The organism is Roseomonas sp. OT10 (assembly GCF_020991085.1).
Classification (GTDB): Bacteria; Pseudomonadota; Alphaproteobacteria; order Acetobacterales; family Acetobacteraceae; genus Roseomonas; species Roseomonas cutis.
The window spans coordinates 4,564,098-4,589,077 of the sequence record NZ_CP087719.1 but is presented as its reverse complement, the minus strand read 5'-3'; the positions used below and the strand labels follow the sequence as shown (position 1 = coordinate 4,589,077).

The following is a 24,980-nucleotide window of genomic DNA, read 5'->3' as shown; positions in this document are numbered from 1 at the left end:
GGTTCAGGCCAGGCGGTTCGCGACGGCTTCGCCGGCGCGGAGGCGGAGGATGCTGTCCAGCAGGAGGGCTCCCATCCGCAGCCGCGTCTCGATGGTGGAACTGCCCTGATGCGGCTGGAGAAAGACGTTCGGCAGGGCGAGGTAGCCCGGGTGGATGTCCGGCTCGCCGCGGAACACGTCGAGGCCCGCCGCCATCACCCGGCCGCCGGCCAGCGCCGCGATCAGCGCCTCGTCGTCCACGAGGTCGCCGCGCGACACGTTGGCGACGACCGCCCCCGCGGGAAGCAGCCCGATGGCGCGGGCATCCAGCATGCCGCGCGTCTCCGGCGTGACGGGCGCCGCCAGCATCAGGAAGTCGCTGACCGCCAGCAGGTCGTCGAGGCGGGGGTGGAAGGCCGCGCCATCCTCGGCCTCGGGGGAGAGGCGGGAGCGATTGTGATAGTGCACGGCCATCCCGAAGCCGTTCCGGGCCCGGCGCGCGATCGCCCGCCCGATCCGGCCCATGCCGACGATCCCGAGCCGGCCGCCGGACAGGTCCCGTCCGATCAGCTGCGTGGGGGACCATCCGGTCCAGGCGCCGTCGTAGAGCATCTGCATGCCCTCGCGGGCGCGTCGGGCGGCGCCGAGGAGCAGCAGGATCCCCAGATCCGCCACCGCGTCGCTGAGCACGTCGGGGGTGGACAGCACGGCGAGCCCGCGACTCCGCGCCGCCTCCAGGTCGATGTGGTCATGGCCGACGGAGTAGGTCGCGATCACGCGGACCGAAGCGGGCAGGCCCTCGATCAGACCGGCATCGATCCGGTCCATCGCCATCACGACCAGTGCCTCGGCAGCATGGGCATGCGCATGGCGCAGGATCTCGTCCCGGTCCCAGCCGCGGTCCTCGGGATTGGCGGCACAGGTGGCGGCGCGGTGGAACAGGTCCATCACCGGGGCGGGTAAGGCGCGCGTCAGGAGAATGCGGCATGCCTTGCCGTCCGTCATGTCCGACTCCTCCCCCCTCGCGGCGCATGGGCACGCTTTGGGCCGCATCACGGGGACCGACGCCCGTCTTGTCAATATGAATTACATCTGCCGCCGCCGCTTGCGTCCTGACAGCGTGGCGGCGGTCGAGGGACGGCGGCGGAGAGACGGGGCGGCCCGCCTCCCGCCACCGATGGCCTGCGAGCGGCCCTTCCGTCCTTGGTTATTCCGCCGCCACGGCGGCGGCGAACTCCTGCCGGATGGCCAGCGAGTGCTCACCCACCGCCGGCACCGGGCCGAGTTCCGGCTGGCGGCCGTCGCGCAGGGCCGGTGGCGCGACGATCGAGGCAGGCCCCGCCTCCGTCTCCACCGTCACGCGGCGCAGGGCGGGGTGGCGCGAGAGCTCCTCCACCCGGTTCACCATGCCATAGGCGATGCCGGCCTCGCGCAGCCGCGCCGCTGCAGCCTCGCGGGCAAGGCCGGCAAAGGCGGCCGCCACCCGCGCGTCCACCGCGGCGCGGTGGGCCACGCGCGCCGTGTTGCTGCCATACCCTTCCCGCCCCGGCAGATCCGGCTCGCGCAGGAAGACGTCGCAGAAGCGTTGTCACTCCCGCTCGTTCTGGATGGAGACCAGCACCAGGCCGCCATCGGCCGTCGGGAAGGCGCCATAGGGGCAGATGGAGGGATGGGCCAGGCCGACCCGCTCCGGCGACCGGCCGGTGCCCTCGGCGTAGAGCAGCGGCACGTTCATCCAGTCGGCCATGCCGTCGAACAGGCTGACCTCCAGCCGCGCGCCGAGGCCGGTGGTCGCGCGCGCGATCAGCGCCTCCAGCACGGCCGCGTGGGCGGACATGCCGCAGGCGATGTCGCAGACGGAGACGCCGACGCGCCCGGGCCCGGCCGGGTGGCCCGTGATCGAGGCCAGCCCGCTCTCGGCCTGCACCAGCAGGTTTCGGAAAGCGGATAGCGCCGGTTCGGTGACCGTAGGAAACAGTCGCCGTCTCGCGCCAAGCCGTGACGCTTCCCTCGGAGAGCCCGCCTTGACCTCACGACGTTTGCTGCTGGCCACCTGCGCTGCCCTGGCGCTCGGCACCGGCTTTGGCAGCTTGGCCCGGTCGGTCGCCCAGGCGGCCGAGCCGGCCGTGGTCGAAGACCGTGTCACGCTCCTCGCCACTGTGGAGACGATCGACATGGCTACGCGCACCGTATTGCTGCGCTCCCTGACCGGTGGCCTGCTTACCGTGAAAGCGGGCCCCGAAGTCCGGAACTTGGCGCAGGTCCGCCCCGGGGATCGCGTGACGGTCGATTACTACCAAGCCGTGGCGGTGCAGATGGGCGCGCCGGGCTCAGCACCGCCACCCACGGTGGACTCCGGGGAATATCGCGCCGCGCTCGGGGAGCGACCGGCCGCCGGTGCCTATGAGGCGACGAGCGTGCGCGTCACCGTGGTCAGCATCGATCGTGCCACCTACAGGGTCAGCTTCCTGGATCCAGGCAACAATCTGCACACGGTGGCGGTGCGCGCGGAACCGATGCGGAACTTCGTGCGGGCGCTGAGGCCGGGTGATCAGGTGGATATCCACTACGTCGAGGAGCTCGCCGTCAGCATCGAGCCGGCGGCACGCTGAATCCCGCCGAGTTCGCCATGCTCGCTACCGAACGAAAGAACGCCACCGTGCCCACACGGATCTGCCTCGTCGCTGCGTCCTGCGTGGTCGCCCTGCCCCTGCTGATCGGCACGGCGGCCGTTGCCGAGGAGACAGTATCGACGACAGGTACGGCGCCGACGGGCATGGCGCCGCAGAATGGCCTGAGCTTCACCGTGACGCCGTACCTCTGGATCGCCGGGATCAGCGGCACCGTGTCGACGCCGTTCAGCCGCGTACCCGAGCGCAGCGTGGAGGCGAACTTCGGCGACACGCTCTCCAACATCAGCGGCTTCGCCTTCATGGGCTCGGCCGAGATGCGCTACGGCCGCTTCGGCCTGCTCGTGGACGTCCTGACACTGACGGTCGAGAGCGACGTCTCGACGCCACGAGACCGGCTCTTCTCGGGCGGCAAGGGCCGTTTCAGCACGACCATGGGTACGGTGCTGGGGGCATACCGGGTATGGGAGGACGGCACCAACGCGCTTGATCTTGGTGCCGGCTTCCGCCCATGGTCCGTGAGTACGCGGCTCAGCCTCAACGAGGGCCTACTCGCCGCCCGAACACTGAAGCCCTCGGCGAGCTGGATCGATCCCGTGTTGGCGCTGCGCTACACGCGCCGGCTGGGCACCAGCTGGAGCGCTTCGGTGTACGGCGATGCCGGTGGCTTCGGTGCCGGCTCCGATCTGACTTGGCAGCTGCTCGGCACGATCAACTATCAGGTCTCCGACTCGGTCAGCCTGCGTGCTGGCTACCGCCACATGCAGCTGGAGCATAGCAGGCGGGGTACGGACCTCGATGTGGGCCTCAGCGGCCCGCTCGTGGCCGTGTCCTTCCGGTTCTGAGGCGGAATCCCGGGGACAGGTGATGCGTGTCGCCGTCGCCATTCGCAGGCCCGACCCGGCGCATGCCGATGGCAGCCAGGCGTCGTCCAGGTCGGCCCTGTCATGCCGGCGATCGGGCGGCAGCCATCCGCGAAGGCGAGCCGCACCGGCTGTCGGAAAGGCGTGGCGCCACGCCGTGCTCCAACCGGGCCTGGCGCAGGGTCTCCGAGGGAAGCTGGTGGAACAGCTCGCGATACTCCATGGCGAAGCGCGCGAAATGGAAGAAGCCGAGGTCGGCGGCGATCTCTGTGACGGTTCCCTCGCAACGCCGGAGCTTCCGTCGTGCGACGTTGAGCCGCAGGATGCGCAGGTATCGCTTGGGCGACACCCCATGGACGTGCTGGAAGGCAAGCTGCAGCACGCGCTCGCTCGCCGCCGTCAAGCCGCACAATTCGCTGAGCGAGGGGGGGTCGTTCAATCGGGCACGCAGCACCTCCTCCGCCAGGCGCACGATGCGCGAGCGCTGTCTGTTCGAAACCAGCCCCTGCTGCGGCTCGATCTGCAAGCCGCCCAGCAGGATCTGCATGGCGGCTTCCTCGAGATGGTGGCGTGCAGCCTCGCTGCTGGCGGCGCCATTGGCCAGCACCGCGCGCAGCAGATCCAGCGCCCTGCCACGTTCAAGAACCCCGGCAGTGCCGTGCGGAATACGCCACAGGAGTTCGCTGCCGAGCGTCATGCCGTCGATGCCGAAGAGCGCCCCGAGATGCCGGTCAAGCAGGGTGTGACTCATCGAGACGGCCATGATCTCCATCTCGCCGAGGCTTCGGAATTCCACTTCGTGCCCTTGGCTGCCACCGAAGACGCTGGCATGCGGATCGAGATCCAGTCCCTTCCAGCGTGCTCCGCCGCTGGCCGACAGCGTCATGGCGATGGAGGCCATGTTGCGCGGCTGTTCGCCCTCCACCATGAGCGGCGCAGACCAGTTCTGCACGACGATCTGCAGGGCGGGAGTCGCCGCCATCCGGATGGAGCCGCTGAAGGCGCCGCCCGCTGCTTGGGTGTAGACAAGGTTCCAACCCGAGGTCGCCTGTGCCAGGTCATTGAAATCTTTGAATTCGGCCTCCAGCGCGGGAGCCTCCGGAAATGCGGCCAAGCGATCGCCCTCCACCGGCCAGGGACGATCCGTTTTTCTAGCGGAACTGCCTTGTGATGGGAAGCGATGCGCAACCGGTGGTTTGGCTCCCGGGCGGACGCTTCGCCATGGGTTCCGACCGGCACTATCCCGAGGAAGGGCCGGTACGTGACGTGGTTGTGGACGGTTTCTGGATCGACCGCCATCCGGTTACCAACCGCGACTTCGCCCGCTTCGTCGCGGCCACGGGCCACGTGACCCTGGCTGAGCGGGCGCCGCGCGCCCAAGACTATCCGATGGCACCGCCGGAGACGCTGGTGTCCGGCTCGATGGTCTTCACCCCACCGACGGCGCCGTGCGAGCCGAGGGACTGGTCCAGCTGGTGGCGCTTCGTGCCAGGCGTGGACTGGCGCCGCCCTCGCGGCCTGGGCAGTTGCTGGCAGGAATTGCCGGAGCACCCGGTCGTCCATGTCGCGCATGCCGATGCGGAGGCTTACGCGGCCTGGATCGGCAAGGCCCTGCCCACCGAGGCCGAGTGGGAATTCGCCGCACGGGGGGGGCTGCAGGGCGCTACCTATGCCTGGGGCGAGGAGCTGATGGCGGATGGCGTGCACCGCGCCAACACCTGGCAGGGGCACTTCCCGACCGAGAACACCGCGTTGGACGGTTTTGTCGGAACCTCGCCGGTCACGGCTTTCCCGCCGAACGGCTACGGGCTGCACGACATGATCGGGAATGTCTGGGAATGGACCGCGGACTGGTACCGGGAGCGACATCCGACGCCGGCAGCCGGCAAGTGCTGCGTACCGCGCAACCCCGTGGGTGGCACGGCGGCGGAAAGCCTGGATCCCGAATTCGCATTCCCACGCAAGGTCTTGAAGGGCGGCTCGCATCTCTGCGCCCCCAACTACTGCCAGCGCTACCGACCCGCGGCGCGGCAGGGACAGGCCATCGACAGCACCACGGGACATATCGGCTTCCGCTGTGTCCAGCGCCCACAGAAGGCATGATGCAATGAGCTCCTCCGCGAACCAGATCGAGCTTTCGCTGCCCGTTCGGCGTGACATCCTGGCCGGCGCGGCCGGATTCATGGCGGCGATCGCCGGCCTTTCCGCCATGTCGCCGCGGGCGCGCGCCCAGGCGGCGCCGCGACCGCACATCCTCTACATCCTGGCTGATGACCTCGGATACGCCGATGTCGGCTTCCACGGCTCCGACATCCAGACCCCGAACATCGACGCGCTGGCGCGCGACGGGGCACGGCTGCGGCAATTCTACGCCCAACCCATGTGCACGCCGACGCGCGCGGCGCTGATGACGGGCCGCTATCCGCTGCGATACGGGCTGCAGACCGGGGTCATCCCGTCCGGCGCGAGTTACGGGCTGGCAACGGACGAGTTCCTCCTGCCGCAGGCACTCAAGGAGGTGGGCTACAGGACCGCGTTGGTCGGCAAGTGGCATCTCGGCCATGCCCGGCAGGAGTTCTGGCCGCGGCAGCGGGGGTTCGACCATTTCTACGGTCCGCTGGTGGGCGAGATCGACCACTTCAAGCACGAGGCCCATGGCGTGGTCGACTGGTACCGCGACAACGAGCTGCTGCGGGAGGATGGCTACGACACGGAGCTCCTCGGCGCCGAGGCCAGCCGCCTCATCGGTGCGCATGACCCACGGACGCCGCTTTTCCTCTATCTGTGCTTTACCGCGCCGCACACGCCCTTCCAGGCGCCGCAGCGCTACATCGACCGCTACTCCGGTATCGCCGATCCTTCGCGGCGCCTGTATGCGGCGATGATCACGGCCATGGACGAGCAGATCGGCAAGGTTGTCGATGCGTTCGAGAGGCGGGGCATGCGCGAGAACACGCTGATCGTGTTCCACAGCGACAATGGCGGCACCCGCTCCAAGATGTTCGTGGGAGAGGGCGCGTTCTCGGGCGAGCTGCCGGCGAGCAACGTGCCCTTCCGCGATGGCAAGGGCACGCTCTACGAGGGCGGCACACGCGTCGCCGCCTTGGCGAATTGGCCCGGCCGCGTCCGCGCCGGCGAGCTGGATGGCGTCATGCATGTCGTCGACATGATGCCCACCCTCGCGCATCTCGCCGGCGCGAGCCTGGAAAAGGCCAGGCCGATGGATGGGCAGAATCTCTGGCAGCAGCTCTCCAGCCTCGGCGGCATGGCGCGGAACGACGTGGTCTACAACGTGGAGCCGACGCAGGGCGCGGTGCGCGAGGGGCCGTGGAAGCTGTACTGGTCGGCCGCGCTGCCCCCGAAGATCGAACTGTACAACCTTGATCGGGACCCCGGTGAAACCAGCGACGTCTCCGCGCAGAATTCGGAAATCGTGACCCGTCTGCAGCAGCGCGTGGTGGAGCTGGCGCGTTCCATGGCGCCGCCCCTGTTCTACGCGGCGGCCCTGCAGGCGACCCTCGCTGCACCGCTCTCCACGCCCAGCGAAGCGCTTTCCCGCCTCGGATCACAAGACGACTGAACACGCCGGGGGGGCGGTCAAGCAGGCGGCCGGCCCCGGCGAAGCGGTGGGACGGCGCAGGCAGGGGTTGCCAAGGGACATCACACGACACGTTTCGCAAGACTTGCCCGATCGGCTTCGGGCGTATGCACCCCGGCCGCTGTCCGAGCAAACCCGGCCCAGCAGGGCTGGGGCAGGAGCGGCGCAACCATCGCGCGGTCTCAGGCGGCCACCCGCCCGACCGGACCGCCGGGCAGGGGCATGCGGGAGAGGACGTCGCCGACGCCGTGCAGCGAGCGCTTCGGCGGCTCGTAGAGGAATGGCTTCACCTTGGCGGTGTGGCGGGCCACCAGCAGGAAGCGGCGGCGCGACTGCGCCAGACCGCCCAGCTCGCCGCAGTCATGCGTCGTCTCGGCCACGGCGTAGCCGTAGGCCCGTAGCAGGCCGCCGATCTGGTCCAGGAGCGGTCGGCCGCGCGAGGCGATCCTGGGCACATTCTCCAGCAGGATCAGCTCCACCGTATCGTCCCGGTAGGCCTCCAGCGCCAGCCAGATGCCGCGGAGCGTCAGGCGGTTCAGGGCCTGGTACTTCCGGGTCCGGCTCTTGGTCTCGCTGAGCAGGCCGGAGAAGCCCTTGCAGGGGGGGGCGAGGTGAACAGGACGTTCGGGCGCTCGTGGCCGAAGGCCGCGCGCACGTCGTCCACGGTGGCCTCGCGCCACCCGGCCGGCGGCTCCTGGCCGTGGAAGTCGCGATACTGCTCGCGGTCGAACAGGTCCATGCAGGTGCCGGGCACGCCGGCTAGCCGTTCCTGAGCGGGCGGTCACCGCGGTGGTTTTCGGTAGGGTTGGGTTGCTGAGACCGACAACCGAACCTCGGACCTCCGCGCCGGGAGGATGCCCGGCCGCTGGTAGCCGGGTCACAGCCTCCTGCTTCTCTTTTCGCGCGCCTGGACGTGCAGGGGCGGCCAGCCGGGCGGCAGCGTCCTTCGCGATTGACATATAGAATGCATTTTGCACAATGCCCGGGGAGGAACCTCAGGCGCATGAAACCAGCCTTCATTTCCGCGGGCTGCCGTATGTCATCCCGGCCCCTGCGCCCGATCCGGGAAGCGGGGCACGGCTGGCGATGATGCCTTCCTTCCGGGACCAGGCTGCGGAGGCCGCATCGGCGGCGGAGGCCCTGGAACAGGTCCAGATGGCGTCCCGGCGTCGGGAGACCCCCTGCGGGGCCGGCACGATGGTCTGGCACCTGTGGGGCGAGGGGCCGCCGATCGTGCTGCTGCATGGCGGTGCCGGCTCCTGGCGGCACTGGGTCCGCAACATTCCTGCCTTGTCCCGGTCCCGGACCGTGCTGGCTGCCGACCTGCCGGGACTTGGCGAGTCCGCGATGCCCCCGGAGCCCTACGGGCCTGACAGCCTGGGCGGGATCGTCGCCGCCGGGCTGACGGAGCTGCTGCCGCCCGGGGCCGCATGCGATCTGGTGGGCTTCTCATTCGGCGCACTGATTGCCGGCCACGTGGCCGCCGCCGCTGCGTCGTCCGTGCGATCGCTGGTCCTGGTTGGTGCCGGAGCCCTGGGCGTGCCGCGCGGACCGATCCGCCTGGAGCGTGTGCGCGACAAGACCGGCGCGGAACGCCGCGCCGCGCACCGCGCCAATCTGGAGCGGCTGATGCTGGCCGATCCGGTCCATGTCGACGACCTGGCTTTGGAGATCCAGGAGTGGAACAGCTCCCGCGCGCGCGTGGCGAGCGTCCCCTTCGCCACGAGCGCCTCACTCAGCGGGGTGCTGCCGCGGGTGCCCGCACCGGTCGCGGCCATCTGGGGCGAACGTGACGCGCCAGCCGCGCCCGACCTGCCCGGCCGCATCGCGGCGCTGCGCCAGGCCCGGCCCGATGCGTCGGTGCGGATCATCCCCGGCGCCGGTCACTGGGTTGCCTATGAGGCTCCCGCCGCCTTCCACGCGACCCTGGAAGCGGTCCTGCCCAGGGCGTGAAACGTCCTGGGCGCCACAACGAACGAGAGGGGGAACCCCGTGCCGAACGCTACGCAGCGTCCCTATGATGGTTTGCGCATCATCGATCTGACCCGTGAGCTGAGCGCCTATGCCACGCGGCTCTTCGCCGATCTCGGCGCGGAGGTCATCCGCGTCGAGCCGCCAGGAGGGCGGACGGATCGCGGCGAGGCAGGACTGCCGGGGCTGGGGGGCGACGTGCGCTTCTCCTTCCTCAATGCCAACAAGAAGAGCGTGGCCGTCGACCTGGAACTGGAGGACGGCCGGGCGGTCCTGGCGGACCTCGTGGCCGGGGCGGGCATCGTCGTGCTCGAGGGACCGGAAGCCGAGCTGCTGCCCCTGGTGCTCTCCGTGCCGGGGCGCCGGGTCGTCGCCGTGGTCTCGCATTTCGGGCTCGACGGACCCTATGCCGGATATCTGGGATCCGATCTCGTGACCCAGGCCCTGGGCGGGATCGCCTGGATGTCGGGCACGCCGGATGCGCCGCCGCTGCGCATCGCGGGAGAGCAGACGAGCTTCGTCGCCTCGCTGTACACGGCCGCGGCCCTGGCTCTCGCGCTCTACGACGTCGAGAACAACGACGGGGGCCCCCACCTCATCGACGTCTCGGCGCAGGAGTGCATCGCGCACTCGCTGCAGAACGCCCTTCAGGTCTGGGACCTGGAGCAGCGCATTCCCGTGCGGGGCGGCGAGGGAACGCGCGACGCCACGGAGCAGGTGCTCGCCTGCCGGGACGGGCATGTGTTCCTGGCAAGCTCGCCCTCCATCCCCGCCTCCTGGAAGGCGCTGGTGGACTGGATGCGGGAGGAGGGGCATCCGGGCGCCGACCGGCTGAGCGAGCCCGACTGGTCCGACCGGCGCAAGCGCACGACGCGCGCCATGCGGGACGAGTTCCGGGCGCTGTTCGAATCCTTCGCGGCCGACAAGACGAAGGCGCAGATGCGCGAGCAGGCGCTGCGGCGGCGCCTCATCATGGCCCCGGTCAGCCGGGTGGCGGACCTGCCGGCCGATCCGCAGCTTCTGTTCCGCCGCTACTTCCGCGAACTGCCGCATCCGGCGGCGGGCCGCAGCTTTCGCTTTCCCGGCGCGCCCTACCGCCTGTCCGAGCCGGTCTGGCAGGTCGACCGCGCCGCGCCGCTGCCGGGCGAGCACACCGCGGAGATGCTGGGCGGCGCCTCGTCGCGCTCGGCGGCGGGCTGAGGGAGGAACACGGCATGCAGGCTCGCTTCCTGCGGGGCATCCGCTTCGCCGACCTGACCTGGGCCGGGGCCGGCCCCTTCGCCACGAAGATCTTCGCCGATTTCGGCGCGGAGGTCATCAAGTTCGAAAGCGCGACGCGCGCCGATCCGGTCCGGCTCGGCGGGCCGTTCCGCGACGGCGTGGCCGGGCTGAACCGCAGCGGATACTTCGCCTCCCGCAACACCGGCAAGCGCAGCGTGGCGCTGAACCTGAAGTCCCCGGAAGGCCAGGCCATCGTGCTCGACCTGATCCGCCAGGCCGACGTGGTGAGCAACAATTTCGGGCCGGGCGCGATGGACCGCCTGGGCCTCAGCTACGAGGAGGTCCGCAAGGTCCGCCCGGACATCATCTACCTGTCCATGCCGATGTATGGCGAGGACGGGCCGCTGTCGAACCTGCTGGGCGTCGGCATGACGATCAGCGCGGTGACCGGGATGATGTCGCTGACGGGCTATGCGGGCGGACCGCCGGTGGGGCCGGGGACGCATTTCCCGGACCACGCCGCCAATCCCTATCACGCCGCCTTCGCGGTGCTGGCGGCGCTGCGGCACCGCCGGCGCACGGGCCGCGGCATGAAGATCGACCTCGCGCAGGTGGAGTCGACCATCAACTGCCTCGGGCCGGCCGTGCTGGAGCAGGCGATCACGGGGAAGGAGCCGGAGCGCGTCGGCAACCGCTCCGCCCGGCACGCGCCGCACAACGTCTTCCGCTGCCGCGGCGAGGATCGCTGGTGCGCCATCACGGTGCTGACCGACGCGCAGTGGGGTGCGCTGGCGACGCTCATCGGCACGGAGGCCCTGGCGGCCGATCCGGGCCTGGCCACCGCCGCGGGGCGCCTCGCCCGGGTGGACGAGGTCGAGGCGGCCGTCTCGCGATGGACGGAAGGGCGCGAGGCCGCGGAGGTCATGGCCCGGCTTCAGGCGGCTGGCATCCCGGCCGGGGTGGTCGCCGATCCGCGCAGCCTGATGGAGGACGACCCGCAGCTGCGGCATCGCCGCTACTGGCAGCGCCTGGACCACCCGGAGCTGAAGGAGGCGACCTACACCTCGCCGCCCTTCCGGATGGATGGCGAGCGCGTGGAGCTGCGCCGGCCGCCGCTGATCGGGGAGCACACCGACGAGGTGCTCGGCGGCCTGCTGGGCTACGACGCGGCACGGCTCGCCGCATTGCGGGCATCCGGCACGATCGAGGTCTAGAGGCGGCGATCCGCCCGCCCCTGGAGGGGCGGGCGGCACCGCAACGGCGCAGCCGGCGATCAACGCATGGCGCGCGCAAGAGGGGACGTTGAAGGCCATGGAAGGCGGAACGGTCGCACCGCGAGGCACGCGCAAGGGAGACGACCCTTGAGCGAAGCCCAGATCCTCATCGAGAACATCCTGAACGCCCTGGTGGCGGGCGTGATGATCGGCTGCATCTACGGGCTGATGTGCGTTGGGCTCGGGCTGATCTTCGGCATCATGCGGGTGGTGAACTTCGCGCAGGGCGACTTTCTGATGCTGGGGATGTTCGCCGCCTACTACCTCTTCACCGGCTGGGGGCTGCTGGCCTTCCTCGGGCCCTATGCCGGGCCATTGCTGGCCGCCGTGCTGGCGGGGCCCATCGTCTTCGCGGGCGGCGTCCTGCTGCACCGCTTCCTCATCTCCCGCGTCTCGGGCCTGCGCAGCTCCGCCAGCCTCGACGAGGGACATTTCGGGCAGCTGATCGTGACGCTGGGGGTGTCGCTGGTGCTGCAGAATGGCGGGCTGATCGTGTTCGGCTCCTCGCCGCGCACGGTGCGCACGCCGCTCTCCTCCTCCGCCTGGGTGCTGGAGGTGCCGTTCACGGATGCGGTCATCTTCCTGAACCAGGCCAGGCTGGTGTCCAGCCTGGTGGCGATCGCCGTGGCGGTCGCGCTCTACGTGCTGCTGGAGCGGACGCGGCTCGGCCGCTCCCTGCGGGCGGCGGCCGACAACCCCACGGCCGCGACCTATGCGGGCGTGGACGTGGACCGCGCGCACCGCATCGCCTTCGGCCTGGGCAGCGGCATCACCGCGGTCGCCGGCGGGCTGATCGCCACCTTCCTGTCCTATTCACCCTTCGTGGGGCTCGACTTCGTGATCATCATGTATGCCGGCGTCGTGCTCGGCGGCATGGGCAGCATCCTCGGCGCCTTCTGGGGCGGGCTCACGGTCGGGTTCGTGCAGCAGTTCTCCGCCCTGGCGCTCCCACCGCAGCTGCAGAACTCCGCGATCTTCGTGGTCTTCCTGCTGATCCTGATGCTCCGGCCACAGGGCTTCTTCGGCCGATCGGCGGAACGCGCATGAGGCCCGGCGCTTCCTCTCGGCTGCGGCGCCACGGCCTGGTCCTGGCCCTGCTGCTCGCCGCCTACCTCGCCGTCAGCGGCATGGTGACCAACAGCTACTACCAGCTGATGCTCACCCTCGTGCCGATCTGGGCCGTGCTCGGCCTCAGCTGGAACGTCTTCTCCGGCTATGTCGGCCTGACCTCCTTCGGCCATGCGGCGTTCTTCGGCCTCGGCGCCTACACGGTGGCGCTGGGGACGGCCCTGCTCGACGTGACGCCGTGGATCAGCATCCCCGTCGCCGTGCTGCTCGGGGCGCTGGCCGCGCTGCTGATCGGGCTGCCGACCTTCCGGCTGCGCGGCCACTACTTCGCGCTGGCCATGCTGGCCTATCCCCTGCTCATCTCCTACCTGCTGCAGTATCTCGGCTACCAGGAGGTCTCCCTGCCCATGCGGCGGGATGCGCCCGCCGCGTGGCTGCAGTTCTCCGACCCCCGCTCCTACACCGCCATCGCCGTGGGTCTGCTCGCCATCGCGATGGCGGTCAGCATGGTGGTGGAGAACTCCCGCTTCGGCCTCTCGCTGATGGCGATCCGCCAGAACGAGCTGGCGGCCGAGGCGGCGGGCATCAACGTGCGCCTGTGGAAGATGCGCGCCCTGATGGTCAGCGGCGCGCTCGCCTCGGCGGCGGGGGGGCTTTACGCCTGCGTGCTGCTCGTGGTGACGCCGGAGGCGGTGTTCGGGATGCTGGTCTCCGCCCAGGCCCTGGTGGTGGTGCTGTTCGGCGGCGTCGGGACCTACTGGGGGCCGCTGATCGGGGCCGCCATCCTGATCCCGCTGTCGGAGACCCTGCATGCGGAGCTTGGGGAACTCGTCCCGGGCATCCAGGGCGTGGTCTACGGCATCGCCATCATCCTGATCATGCTGCTGGCGCCGGAGGGGCTGTACTGGACCATCCGGGACCGCTGGACCCGGCGGGGCGCGAAAGCCGCGGTGGCCGCCCCTCCCGCCCCCATGCCCCCGCCACGCGCCCTGCCGGAGGCCGTGCGCCCCCGGGGCCGGACGCTGCTGGAGGTGCGTGGGCTGTCCAAGTCGTTCGGCGGCCTGAAGGCGGTGGAGGATGTCAGCTTCTCCGTGGCGGAGGGCAGCATCCTTGGGATCATCGGGCCCAACGGCGCCGGCAAGACCACCATGTTCAACGTCCTCAACGGCGTGTTGCCGGCCAATCGGGGAGAGGCGTTGCTGGACGGGCAGCAGATGGTGGGGCGCAAGCTGCACGAGATCTGCCGCATGGGCGTCGGCCGCACCTTCCAGGTGGTGCGGTCCTTCCCGCGGCTGCCGCTCCTCGACAACGTGCTGGTCGGTGCCTACGGCGCCGGCCTGACGGACGAGGAGGCTGTGGCGGCGGCGCGCGACGCGATGGCGCGCACGGGGCTGTCCCATCTTGCCGCGGTGCCGGCCGGCGGGCTGACCAACAAGGATCTGCGGCTGATGGAGCTGGCGCGCGCGCTGGCCGGGCGGCCGCGGCTGCTGTTGCTCGACGAGACGCTGGCGGGCCTGGGCCGCGAGGAGTGCGATGCGGTGCTGGACGTGCTCCACGGCCTGCGGGACGAGGGCATGACCACGATCATCATCGAGCACACGATGCACGCCATGCTGCGCGTCGCCGACGAGCTGCTGGTGATCGACCATGGCCGCGTGCTGTCGCAGGGCATGCCGCGCAAGGTGGTGGAGGACAGGACGGTGATCGAGGCCTATCTCGGCCGCAAGTGGCTGGCCAAATGCTCGACGTAACGGGGCTCTCCGTCGCCTATGGCGGGCTGCGCGCGCTCACGGACGTGTCGCTCGTGGTGGAGGCGGGGCAGTTCGTCACGGTGGTCGGCCCGAACGGCGCGGGGAAGTCCACGCTGTTCAAGACCATCAGCGGCATCGTCCCGCCGGTGGCGGGCGCGATCCGCTTCCAGGGCGAGGACCTCCTGGCCATGCCGGCGGCGCGGCGCGCGCATCTCGGCATCGCCCATGTCCCCGAGGGCCGCCAAGTCTTCAAGGCCATGACGGTGCGCGAGAACCTGGAGATGGGCGCCTATCCGCTGGCGGGGCGGGAGTCCTGGGCGCGGACGCTGGAGCGCATCCACAGCCTGTTCCCGATCCTGTCGGAGCGCGCCGGCCAGCTCGCCGGCACGCTGTCGGGCGGCGAGCAGCAGATGCTGGCCATCGGCCGCGGCCTGGCCTGCGCGCCGAAGCTGCTGATGCTGGACGAGCCTTCCATGGGGCTGGCCCCCGCCATCGCCGACATGATCTTCGACCGCGTCTCGCAGATCCATCGCGAGGACGGCCTGACCATCCTGCTTGTCGAGCAGCGCGTGGCCGAGGCGCTGGAGCTCTGCGACCGCGGCTACGTGCTGGAGACGGGCCGCATCGTGCTGGATGGCCCCTACGAGACCCTGGCCGGGGATGACCGGGTCCGCCGGTCCTATCTCGGCCTCGGCGACGCGTGACGGACGAACACGAACAAGGAGGGACGGACGATGGATCAGGGTAACCGCACGAGGGTTGCGTTCGGGCCGGCGGTGCCGCGCCGCACGGCCCTGGCGCTCGGGCTGGGCGCGGGGGCGGCGGCACTGGGCAGCCGCCCGGCGACGGCCCAGGGACAGACCGTGAAGGTGGCGCTGCTGGCGCCGATGTCAGGTCCCTGGGCACGCCAGGGCCTGCTCATGCGCCTCGGCGCGGACATGGCGATCGACGAGATCAACGCCGGCGGCGGCATCAAGGCGCTCGGCGGCGCCAAGATGGAGCTGGTGGTGTTCGACGCCGGCGACTCCGCCGAGAAGGCCAAGAATGCCGCGCAGCGCATGGTGGCGCAGCATCCCGACCTGGTGGGTGGCACGGGGGCGTGGTTCAGCAGCTTCACCCTCGCGGTGACGGAGGTGACGGAGCGGGCGGAGCTCCCCTGGCTGACCCTGTCCTATTCCGACCTGATCACCAACCGCGGCTTCCGCTACGTCTTCCAGATGGCGCCGACGGCCGACGAGCAGGCGGCCAAGGTGCTGCCGACCATCCTGGAGCTGGCGCAGCGCGCCACCGGCTCCCGGCCGACGACGGTGGGGCTGATCGGCGGCAACGACGCCTCCGCCACCAGCTTCATGCGCCCGCTCCGCGCCACGGAACTGGAGCGGAACAAGCTCCGCGCGGTGGTGGACGAGACCTACACACCGCCGTTGTCCGACGCGACCTCGATTGTGCAGCGCGTGCGCAGCGCCCGGCCGCAGTTCCTGCTCACGCTGATGAGCAACGTACCCGATATCAAGCTGCTGATGGACAAGTTCGCCGAGTACCGCCTCGCCGGAGACCGGCTGCCCAAGGTGAGCAACGGCGGCGCGATCGGCGCCCCGGAGCTGGGGCAGGTGATCGGCCGCGACGTCATCGAGGGGCTGATGGGCGTGGTCGCCAACTGGGGCGGCAAGGGGCAGGAGGAGCTGTCCAAGCGCTTCACCGACCGCACCGGGGAGCCCTGGCTGAACCAGGATTCCATCATGACCTACACCGACATCATGATCCTGCGCGAGGCCACGGAGCGGGCCGGCACGGCGGACCGCCGCAAGGTGGCCGATGCCATGCGCGCCTTCGACCTGACCGATGGCGTCGCGAAGCTGTCGCCCGGCGGGCGGCTGAAGTTCGACGAGAAGGGGCGGCGGATCGGTGCGGAGCTGGTGATCATCCAGTGGCAGGGGGGGCGTGCCGTGCCCGTCTATCCGGCCTCCCTCGCCACGGCAGAGCCGATCTGGCCCCGTGTCTGAGGAGCGGCGGAGGGGCGGCGTCCTCGTCGTCACCGGCGCCAGCCGGGGCATCGGCGCCGCCACGGCGCGCCTGGCCGCTGCCCGCGGCTGGCGCGTCGTCGGCAGCTATCTGGAGCGGCGGGAGCCCGCGGAGGCGGTGGCCGACGCGATCCGGGCGGCGGGCGGCGAGGCCTTGATGGTGCAGGCCGACACGGCGGCCGAAGCCGACGTGGCGCGGCTGTTCGATGCGGCGGAGGCCCGCTTCGGCAGGGTGACCGGCCTCGTCAACAATGCCGGGCTGAACGGCGGCCCGACCACGGTGGCCGACCTGCCGGTCGCGGAGCTGCGGCGCCTGATCGACACCAACGTGATCGGCGCCTTCCTCTGCGCGCGTGAAGCGGTGCGGCGGATGGCGACGGATCGCGGCGGGCCGGGCGGGGCGATCGTGAACCTCGCCTCCGTCGCCGCGGTGCGCGGCAGCGCCGGCGAGCGGGTGCACTACGCCGCCTCGAAGGGCGCGGTGGTCAGCATGACCATCGGGCTGGCCCAGGAGGTGGCGCGCAGCGGCATCCGCGTGAACGCCGTCAGCCCCGGGCTGACGGAGACGGAGATGAACCCGGCCGACCGGCTGGCGCGGCTCGTGCCCACCGTCCCGATCGGCCGCGTCGCCGATCCGGAGGAGGTGGCGCGGGTGATCCTGTTCCTGTTGTCGGAGGAGGCCTCCTACGTGCTGGGCACCAACGTCACCGTGTCGGGCGGGCGCTGAGGATGCAGGGGCGGCCGTCGCGCTGCGTCCTGATCGACCGTCCCGGCGGGCCGGAGGTGCTGCGGCTGGAGAGCCGGCCGGTCGGGGCGCCGGGGCCGGGCGAGGTGCTGTTGCGCCACACCGCGATCGGCGTGAACTTCATCGACATCCAGCACCGCACCGGCCGCTATCCCTTGCCATCCTACCCGGCACCCCTGGGGATCGAGGCGGCGGGGGTGGTGCTGGAGGCCGGCCCCGGGGTGGACACGGTGCGGCCGGGCGAGCGGGTCGTGTACTCCTTTCCGCCGGTCGGCTCCTACGCCGACCTGCGCGTGGTGCGCGCGGCGCATCTCGTGGCCGTGCCGGACGGGGTGGGCGACGAGCTGGCGGCCGCCGCCTTCAACAAGGGGATCACCGCCCACTACCTGCTGCACACCACCTACCCGGTGCGCGAGGGCGAGACGATCCTGGTGCACGCTGCCGCGGGCGGGGTCGGCTCGCTGCTGTGCCAATGGGCCTCCGCCCGCTCCGCCACCGTCATCGGGGTGGTGGGCAGCGAGGAGAAGGTGCCGATCGCCCTGGCGAACGGCTGCCGCCATGTCGTCGTGCATCCGCGCGACGACCTGCCCGGACGCGTGCGGGAGCTGACCGGGGGCCAGGGCGTGCCCGTGGTCTTCGACTCGGTGGGACGCGAGACCTTCGAGGCCTCGCTGCTCTGCCTGCGGCCGCGTGGATTGCTGGTCAGCTTCGGATCGGCTTCCGGCCCCGTCCCGCCCTTCGACCTGTTCCGGCTCAACACGCTCGGCTCGCTCTACGTCACCAGCCCGGCCTACGTGACGCATACGGCGGATCGCGCGGAGCTGCTCGCACGGGCACGGGACGTGTTCGCGGCGCTCGCGGCGGGAACGCTGCGCGTGGCTGTCGGGAGGCGCTACGACCTGGCCGACGCGGCCCAGGCGCATCGCGACCTCCAGGCCCGGCGCACGACCGGCGCGAGCATCCTGCTGCCGGCGCCCGGATGAGGGCATCCGGGCGGGAGGCGCTTGCGCTGCCGGGTTTTGAGGTATTTTATATGATGTAAGAAAAGACGGGGAGGAACGGCTATCGTGATCGGTACGCTGCCGATGCTCGACGAGGCTCCGGGTGCGAGCCTGCAGGCGCCCGTGGCACCGATCCTCGCCGTGGAAGGGCTGACCGTCGAGTTCGCGACCAGTGCCGGGCCGGTCAGGGCGGTGGACGGCGTGAGCTGGTCGGTGCAGCCGGGCGAGACGCTCGGCCTGGTCGGCGAATCCGGGTGCGGGAAGTCGGTGACGGCGCTGTCCGTGATGCGGCTGCTGTCCCGTCCGGCCGGGCGGATCGTCGGCGGGCGGGTGCTCTTCGGCGGCCGCGACCTGCTGACGCTGCCCGAGGGAGAGATGCGCGCCCTGCGCGGCCGCGACATCGCTATGATCTTCCAGGAGCCGATGACGAGCCTCAACCCGGTGCTCTCCATCGGCATGCAGCTCGCGGAGCCGATGCGCATCCATCTCGGCCTGTCGGAGGAGGAGGCGCGGGCCCGCTCCGTGGAGCTGCTGCGGCTGGTCGGCATCCCGGACGGGGAGCGGCGGCTGGGGCAGTTCCCGCACCAGTTCTCCGGCGGCATGCGGCAGCGCGTGATGATCGCCATCGGCCTGGCCTGCAATCCCAAGGTGATCATCGCGGACGAGCCCACGACCGCGCTCGACGTCACGATCCAGGCCCAGATCCTCGAGCTGATGAAGGACCTGTCCCGTCGGCTGGGGATCACCCTCATCCTCATCACCCACAATCTGGGCATCGTGGCGCGCTACGTCGACCGCCTGGCGGTGATGTACGCCGGCCGCGTGGTGGAGGAGGGGCCGGCGGAGGAGGTCTTCGCCGCGCCGCGCCACCCCTACAGCATCGGGCTGCTGCGTTCCGTGCCGCGGCTGGACCAGCCGCGCACCGGGATGCTGGAGACCATCGAGGGACTGCCCCCCAACCTGCTGCGGCCGCCGCCGGGTTGCCGCTTCGCGCCCCGCTGTACCGCCCGCATCCCCCGCTGCGATCGCGATCCCCCCCTGCGGAGGATGGGAGCAGGGCGCCAGGCGGCGTGCCATCGCGCGGACGAGATGCCGGGCGCCATGCCGCGCCGGGTCGCCGCCGGCGCGGCGGCGCGAGCGGCGCGATCCGTCGCGCCCTCTCCCCTGCTGCAGGTCCGTGGCCTGACGAAGCACTTCGCGGTCCCCGCCCGTGGGCTGTTCGGCGGCACGGCGACCGTGCGGGCGGCCGAGGCGGTGTCCTTCAGCGTCCGGCGGGGCGAAACCCTCGGGCTGGTGGGCGAGTCCGGCTGCGGCAAGACGACGGTCGGCCGGATGGTGCTGCGCCTGGAGGAGCCGACCAGCGGCGAGATCCTGTTCGACGGCGAAGACGTGACCCAGGCGTCCGCGAAGCGGATGCAGGCGCTGCGGATGCGCATGCAGGTGATCTTCCAGGACCCCTACAGCTCGCTGAACCCCCGCATGACGGCGGGCGACACGATCCGCGAGCCGCTAACCCGCCGGCTGGGCCTGCGGCGGAACGCCGCGCGGGAGCGGTGCGCGACGCTGCTGCGCCAGGTCGGCTTGCCCGCCGAGATGGCGGAGCGGTACCCGCACCAGATGTCGGGCGGGCAGCGGCAGCGCGTGGGCATCGCCCGCGCCCTCGCCATGGAGCCGGACTTCATCGTCTGCGACGAGGCGGTGTCGGCGCTGGACGTCTCCGTGCAGGGCCAGATCATCAACCTCCTGGCGGAGCTCCAGGCGGAGCTGGGCCTGTCCTTCCTGTTCATCGCCCACGACCTGGCGGTGGTGCGGCACCTCTCGCACCGGGTGGTGGTGATGTATCTCGGCCATGTCATGGAGGTGGCGGACCGCGACGCCCTCTATGCCACGCCGCAGCACCCCTACACCCGCGCCCTGCTGGATGCGGCCCCCGTCCCCGACCCGGCCGTGGAGCGCAGGCGGCTTCCGCGTGCCCTGGGGGGCGAGCTGCCCTCCCCGCTGTCGCCTCCGTCGGGATGCGTGTTCCGCACGCGGTGCCCGATGGCCGTCGCGGAGTGCGCGGAGGCCGTGCCGTCCCTCCGCGAGGTGCGGGCGGGTCACCTGGCCGCCTGCATCCGCATCTGAGGAGGGAGGACGCGATGCTGCGATATGCCCTGCGCCGGATTGCGCTGATGGTGCCGACCCTGCTCGGGGTCGCGGTGCTCACCTTCTTCATGCTGCGCGTTGTGCCGGGCGACATCGTGGAGATGAAGCTGCGCAGCGACGGCGCCCAGGTGACGCAGCAGATCGTCGACAGCGAGCGGGCGCGCCTGGGCCTTGACCGGCCCCTGGTCGTGCAGTTCGCCGACTGGATGCGCGGGCTGGCCACGCTGGACCTGGGCACCTCCATGTGGACCGGCCGCCCCGTGGCCGAGGAGATCGGCGTCCGGATCGGGCTGACCATGCAGGTGTCCCTGATGGCGGCGATCATCGCCGTGCTGATCGCCGTCCCCCTGGGCACGGTATCGGCCCTGTTCCGCGACAGCTGGATCGACTACGCGGTGCGCATCTTCACCACGGCCGGGCTGGCCGTGCCCTCCTTCTGGCTGGGCATGCTGGTGATCCTGGGGCTGCTGACGCTGTTCCAGTGGTCGCCGCCGGTGACCTACACACCCTTCTGGAAGTCGCCCGTCGACAACATCGCGCAGCTGATCTGGCCTGCCCTGGCGGTGGGCTACCGCTATGCGGCCGTGGTGGCGCGCATGGTCCGCTCCTCCGTGATGGAAGTGATGCGGGAGGACTACATCCGTACCGCGCGTGCCAAGGGCGTGTTCGAGCGGTGGGTGGTGACGCGCCATGCCATGCGCAACGCCCTGCTGCCGGCGATCACCGTGGTCGGACTGGAGTTCGCCTTCCTGATCGGCGGGCTGGTGGTGACGGAGCAGGTCTTCAACCTGAACGGCATCGGGCGCCTGTTCGTGGAGGCGGTGACGCGCAGCGACTTCGTCATGGTGCAGGCGCTGGTGATGCTGCTGGCCGTGGTCTTCGTGACCATGAACCTGCTGGTCGACATGCTGTACGGCGTGCTCGATCCGCGCGTGCGCCAGGCCTGAGGGGAGCGGGACATGAGCGCCTTCGTGGAAGGTGGGCAGGCACGGCGCCGCTGGCACTGGTCGGACCTGGCGCTGATTCGCTTCGCCGCCGCCCAGCCGCTGGGGATGGCGGGCCTGCTGGTCGTCCTGGCCATGGCCTTCGCCGCGGTCTTCGCGGACTCCCTCGCGCCCTTCGACCCGGAGGCGATCGACTTCGCCTCGATGCTCGCGCCGCCCTCGGCGGAGCACCCTCTGGGCACGGACGCCTTCGGGCGTGACATCCTGACCCGGCTGATCTACGGCGCGCGGACCGCGTTGAGCATCGGCTTCCTCTCCTCCTTTCTCGGCTGCACCGCCGGCGCGCTGCTGGGGATCACCTCGGCCTATTTCGGCGGCCGCGTGGACCTGGTGCTGCAACGCTTCGTGGACATCGTGCTGTCCTTCCCGATCATCGTCCTGGCGCTGGTCATGGTCACGGTGGTCGGGCACCGGCCGATCCTGGGGATCGATGCGAACCTCATCGCCGCCATCGCCATCCCCATCGTGCCGCGCGCGGCGCGCGTGGTGCGCGCGGCGGCGCTGGGCGTCCGGGCCATGCCCTATATCGATGCCGCGCGCGCGGGCGGCTATGGCAGCCTCCACATCATCCTGCGGCACATGGCGCCCAACGTGGTGGCGCCCTACCTGATCCTCCTGACCGCCTACATCGCCCAGGCCATCCTGCTGGAGGCGTCCCTGTCCTTCCTCGGGCTCGGAGTGTCGGAGCCGAAGCCCGCCTGGGGGCTGATGCTGGCCGGTGATTCGTCGAACTTCTACCAGGAGGCGCCGTGGATGATCCTGTTCCCCGGGATCGCGATCTCGCTCGCGGTCTTCGCCTTCAACCTGCTGGGGGACTCGCTGCGCGACTGGCTGGATCCGCGGTTCCGGACCTGAGCGGCGCGGTTCAAGAACAAGGGAAGGAAACGAACATGACGGATGCAATCGGCCGGAGGATGCTGAGCCGCCGGGCCGCCCTGGCCCTGCCGGCCCTGATCGGCGGCGGCCTGGGCGGCCCGGGGCCGGCCCGGGCCCAGTCGGACGGGGCGCCGAAGCGCGGCGGGACGCTGACCTTCGCCGTGGCCGCGGAACCCCCGACCTACGACCTGCACGCGACGGGCACCTTCGCGGTCATGCACCGCGTGGCGCCGCACTACTCCACGCTGCTGCGCTACGAGCCAGGCAATTACCCCAACATCGTCGGCGACCTCGCGGAAAGCTGGACGGCCAGCGACGACAGGCTGACCTACACCTTCCGGCTGCACCCCGGCGTCCGCTTCCATGACGGCACCCTCCTCACCTCCGAGGACGTGAAGGCCAGCTACGACCGGATGCGCGCGCCGCCGGAGGGCGTGGTCTCGAACCGGCAACCCTCCTTCGGACAGATCGCGTCGATCGAGACGCCGGACCCGCTCACGGTGGTGTTCCGCATGAAGGCGGTGGACGCCTCCATCATGGACACCTTCGCCTCTCCCTGGAACTCGATCTTCAGCGCCGCGCGACTGAAGGCGGACCCGAACTTCCCGGCCCGCAACATCATGGGCACCGGCCCCTTCCGCTTCGTGGAGCATGTTGCCGGCTCGCACTGGGTCGGCGAGCGGTTCGACGGCTACTTCCGGCAGGGGAGGCCGTATCTCGATGGCTTCCGGGCCATCACCATGTCGCCCGCCGCCATGGTGAACGCGCTGTCGGGCGGGCAGATCCTGGCGGAGTTCCGCGGCTTCACGCCCAACGAGCGCGACCGGATCGTGAAGGCGCTGGGGGAGGATGCGCGGGTCCAGGAGTCGAGCTGGATGCTGCACATGATCCTGACCTTCAACTGCCAGCGCAAGCCGTTCGACGATCCCCGGGTACGGCGGGCGCTGTCCCTGGCCATCGACCGCTGGGGCGGCTCCCGGAACCTGTCGAAGATCTCCCAGCTCGGCCAGGTGGGCGGGCTGGTGCGCCCGGGCAGCGAATGGTCCGCCACCCCGGAGGAAATGGAGAAGTGGCCGGGCTATGGCCGCGACCTGGCGGCGAACCGCGCCGAGGCCCGGCGCCTGCTGCGGGAGGCGGGGGCGGAGAACCTCACCTTCACCCTGCTGGACCGCAACCACCAGCCCTATGTCACCGCCGGCATCTTCATGATCGACCAGTGGCGGCAGATCGGCGTGCGGGCCGAGCATCAGCAGGTCGAGCTGTCCTCCTGGTACGCGGCCCAGAACAGCGGCAACTTCGAGGCCTTCGTCGATTCCTTCACCCAGTTCAGCGACGACCCGACCAACGTGCTGGTGAAGTACATCTCCTACGACCGCGCCGAGGTCGCGGTGGCACGTGCCACCGACCGCGAGCTCGACCGCCTCTTCGACGAGCAGGCGAAGACCATCGACACGGCGGAGCGCAAGAAGCTGGTCCGGCAGTTCGAGTCGCGGCTGCTGGAGCAGTCCTATGCCGTCCCCATCCTGTGGTGGCAGCGCATCGTGGTGATGAACAGCCGCGTCCGCGGCTGGTCCATGGCGCCGACCCACATGATCTACCAGGACCTGGGCGACGTCTGGCTCGCAGCATGAGGGCCATGGAGGGAGAAGGGACATGAGCGGGCAGCATCAGGCGGCGCCGAGGCTGCGGCGTGCCGCCGCGGTGGTGGGGATCGGGCATACCGACTGGGTGGGCGACTGGGCGCGCAGCCGGGCCGGCGAGAAGCCGGCGGATTGCTACGGCTACGCGCTGCGGGCCTTCTCGGCGGCGCTGCGGGATTCCGGGCTGCGGCGGGACGAGGTCAACGGGCTGATCGCGGGCCCGACCACCGCCTATGAGCGCCTGGGCGAGGTGCTCGGCATCAACCCCGCCTGGGGCGACCAGGCGGATGCCGTGCTCTCCGTGACGCAGGCCTGCATGGCGATCGAGAGCGGCCTGGCCGACGTGGTGGCCATCGTCTACGGCAACGACCAGCGCACGGCCGGCACCCAGTATGGCGGGCCGCAAGCCATGGGGGGCGATGCCTTCCTCTCCTACGTCTATCACGCGCCCTGGGGCCTCACCTCCCAGGGCGCGCTCTACGCCCTCACCTTCCAGGCCTACAAGCAGGCGCGCGGCTTCACCGAGGCAGAGCTGGGCGAGGTGGCCGTGGCGCAGCGCGGTTGGTCCTCGATGAATCCCAACGCCATCATGCGGCAGCGCATCACGATCGAGGACTACATGTCCTCCCGCTACGTGTGCGAGCCGCTGCACCTGTTCGACTACTGCCTGATCAACGACGGCGGCGTCGCCATGATCCTCGCGGAGGCAGAGCGGGCGAAGCGCATCTGCGAGCGGCCCGTCTTCATCGAAGGCGTGGGCCGGTCGGACCTGAACCGTGGCGCCACGGCGCTGGAGCCGCGCCTCACGGAGTTCTACCTGTCCGCGCAGCGCCAGGCGGCGGCGCGCTCCTATGCCATGGCCGGCATCGGGCCGGAGGACATGGATGTCTTCCAGGTCTACGACAGCTTCTCCGTTCACGTTCCCCTGGCGCTGGAAGGCTACGGCTACTGCGCGCTCGGGGAGGCAGGGAAGTTCCTGCGGGAGCAACGGATCGGACCGGGCGGGCGGCTGCCGACCAATACCGGTGGCGGGCACCTGTCGGAGACCTACATGCAAGGCTGGGCGCACCAGATTGAATGCGTCCGGCAGCTGCGGGGTGAATGCGGCGAGCGGCAGGTCGAGGGTTGCAGCCACGTCCACTATACCTCGGACGTCGCCGGCAAGGCCGTCTCATTGATCTACGCACGGTAGG

21 protein-coding genes and 1 pseudogene are annotated in these 24,980 nt (G+C 70.6%); 18 read left to right on the top strand and 4 right to left on the bottom strand.

Annotated features, from left to right (window positions below; translation table 11 throughout):
* Nucleotides 1–3: 3 nt before the first annotated feature.
* Both LPC08_RS20905 and LPC08_RS20900 read right to left on the bottom strand, forming a co-directional pair.
* A complete protein-coding gene (locus LPC08_RS20905) occupies nt 4–984 on the bottom strand; it encodes a 2-hydroxyacid dehydrogenase (protein WP_230450164.1) in 981 nt (326 codons plus the stop codon).
* A gap of 202 nt (nt 985–1,186) precedes the next feature.
* A pseudogene (locus LPC08_RS20900) lies at nt 1,187–1,906 on the bottom strand (CoA transferase).
* Nucleotides 1,907–2,003: 97 nt separating this feature from the next.
* On the opposite strand from LPC08_RS20900, the gene LPC08_RS20895 reads away from it, so the two are divergent.
* On the top strand, nt 2,004–2,591 hold the full coding sequence (locus LPC08_RS20895; RefSeq protein ID WP_230450163.1) for a hypothetical protein: 588 nt from the start codon (nt 2,004–2,006) through the stop codon (nt 2,589–2,591).
* A gap of 17 nt (nt 2,592–2,608) precedes the next feature.
* Entirely contained in the window at nt 2,609–3,454 is an 846-nt protein-coding gene (locus LPC08_RS20890; RefSeq protein ID WP_230450162.1) for a porin family protein, read from the top strand.
* Nucleotides 3,455–3,554: 100 nt separating this feature from the next.
* Here LPC08_RS20890 and LPC08_RS20885 read toward each other — a convergent pair whose 3' ends face one another.
* Nucleotides 3,555–4,586, bottom strand: coding sequence for an AraC family transcriptional regulator (locus LPC08_RS20885; RefSeq protein WP_230450161.1), 1,032 nt, complete (start codon nt 4,584–4,586; stop codon nt 3,555–3,557).
* Between the two features lie 56 nt (nt 4,587–4,642).
* On the opposite strand from LPC08_RS20885, the gene LPC08_RS20880 reads away from it, so the two are divergent.
* Nucleotides 4,643–5,575 (top strand): formylglycine-generating enzyme family protein, encoded by a 933-nt coding sequence (locus LPC08_RS20880; RefSeq protein ID WP_230450160.1) that lies wholly within the window; start codon nt 4,643–4,645, stop codon nt 5,573–5,575.
* A 4-nt stretch (nt 5,576–5,579) separates the two neighbouring features.
* Nucleotides 5,580–7,052: an arylsulfatase B gene (locus LPC08_RS20875; RefSeq protein ID WP_230450159.1), complete on the top strand. Its 1,473-nt coding sequence runs from the start codon at nt 5,580–5,582 to the stop codon at nt 7,050–7,052.
* A gap of 200 nt (nt 7,053–7,252) precedes the next feature.
* Here the strand turns inward: LPC08_RS20875 and LPC08_RS20870 are convergent, their stop codons facing one another.
* Complete coding sequence (locus LPC08_RS20870; protein WP_230450158.1) at nt 7,253–7,750, bottom strand: DNA cytosine methyltransferase; 498 nt, start codon at nt 7,748–7,750, stop codon at nt 7,253–7,255.
* Between the two features lie 298 nt (nt 7,751–8,048).
* Between LPC08_RS20870 and LPC08_RS20865 the strand changes: the two genes are divergently transcribed.
* From LPC08_RS20865 to LPC08_RS20800, 14 genes are all read left to right on the top strand, one after another.
* Entirely contained in the window at nt 8,049–9,023 is a 975-nt protein-coding gene (locus LPC08_RS20865) for an alpha/beta fold hydrolase (RefSeq protein ID WP_230450157.1), read from the top strand.
* A gap of 39 nt (nt 9,024–9,062) precedes the next feature.
* A complete protein-coding gene (locus tag LPC08_RS20860) occupies nt 9,063–10,241 on the top strand; it encodes a CoA transferase (protein ID WP_230450156.1) in 1,179 nt (392 codons plus the stop codon).
* Between the two features lie 14 nt (nt 10,242–10,255).
* On the top strand, nt 10,256–11,476 hold the full coding sequence (locus LPC08_RS20855; RefSeq protein ID WP_230450155.1) for a CaiB/BaiF CoA transferase family protein: 1,221 nt from the start codon (nt 10,256–10,258) through the stop codon (nt 11,474–11,476).
* Between the two features lie 147 nt (nt 11,477–11,623).
* Entirely contained in the window at nt 11,624–12,583 is a 960-nt protein-coding gene (locus LPC08_RS20850; protein ID WP_230450154.1) for a branched-chain amino acid ABC transporter permease, read from the top strand.
* The gene (locus LPC08_RS20845; protein ID WP_230450153.1) at nt 12,580–14,355 is read left to right on the top strand and encodes a branched-chain amino acid ABC transporter ATP-binding protein/permease; all 1,776 of its coding nucleotides are present in this window, start codon (nt 12,580–12,582) and stop codon (nt 14,353–14,355) included. Before LPC08_RS20850 ends, LPC08_RS20845 begins: the two co-directional genes overlap by 4 nt.
* Nucleotides 14,343–15,059 (top strand): ABC transporter ATP-binding protein, encoded by a 717-nt coding sequence (locus LPC08_RS20840; RefSeq protein ID WP_230450152.1) that lies wholly within the window; start codon nt 14,343–14,345, stop codon nt 15,057–15,059. Before LPC08_RS20845 ends, LPC08_RS20840 begins: the two co-directional genes overlap by 13 nt.
* A gap of 30 nt (nt 15,060–15,089) precedes the next feature.
* Nucleotides 15,090–16,358, top strand: coding sequence for an ABC transporter substrate-binding protein (locus tag LPC08_RS20835; RefSeq protein WP_230450151.1), 1,269 nt, complete (start codon nt 15,090–15,092; stop codon nt 16,356–16,358).
* Complete coding sequence (locus tag LPC08_RS20830; RefSeq protein WP_230450150.1) at nt 16,351–17,103, top strand: SDR family oxidoreductase; 753 nt, start codon at nt 16,351–16,353, stop codon at nt 17,101–17,103. The genes LPC08_RS20835 and LPC08_RS20830 overlap by 8 nt, the downstream gene beginning before the upstream one ends.
* 2 nt (nt 17,104–17,105) lie before the next feature.
* Entirely contained in the window at nt 17,106–18,104 is a 999-nt protein-coding gene (locus LPC08_RS20825) for a quinone oxidoreductase family protein (protein WP_230450149.1), read from the top strand.
* A gap of 84 nt (nt 18,105–18,188) precedes the next feature.
* Nucleotides 18,189–20,246 carry an ABC transporter ATP-binding protein gene (locus LPC08_RS20820; RefSeq protein ID WP_230450148.1) on the top strand — a complete coding sequence of 686 codons (2,058 nt, stop codon included), beginning with the start codon at nt 18,189–18,191 and terminating at the stop codon, nt 20,244–20,246.
* A gap of 14 nt (nt 20,247–20,260) precedes the next feature.
* Nucleotides 20,261–21,214, top strand: coding sequence for an ABC transporter permease (locus LPC08_RS20815; protein ID WP_230450147.1), 954 nt, complete (start codon nt 20,261–20,263; stop codon nt 21,212–21,214).
* Nucleotides 21,215–21,226: 12 nt separating this feature from the next.
* Nucleotides 21,227–22,126, top strand: coding sequence for an ABC transporter permease (locus LPC08_RS20810; RefSeq protein ID WP_230450146.1), 900 nt, complete (start codon nt 21,227–21,229; stop codon nt 22,124–22,126).
* 35 nt (nt 22,127–22,161) lie between these two features.
* Nucleotides 22,162–23,778 carry an ABC transporter substrate-binding protein gene (locus tag LPC08_RS20805; protein WP_230450145.1) on the top strand — a complete coding sequence of 539 codons (1,617 nt, stop codon included), beginning with the start codon at nt 22,162–22,164 and terminating at the stop codon, nt 23,776–23,778.
* 22 nt (nt 23,779–23,800) lie between these two features.
* Complete coding sequence (locus LPC08_RS20800) at nt 23,801–24,979, top strand: thiolase family protein (protein WP_230450144.1); 1,179 nt, start codon at nt 23,801–23,803, stop codon at nt 24,977–24,979.
* Nucleotide 24,980: the final 1 nt, after the last annotated feature.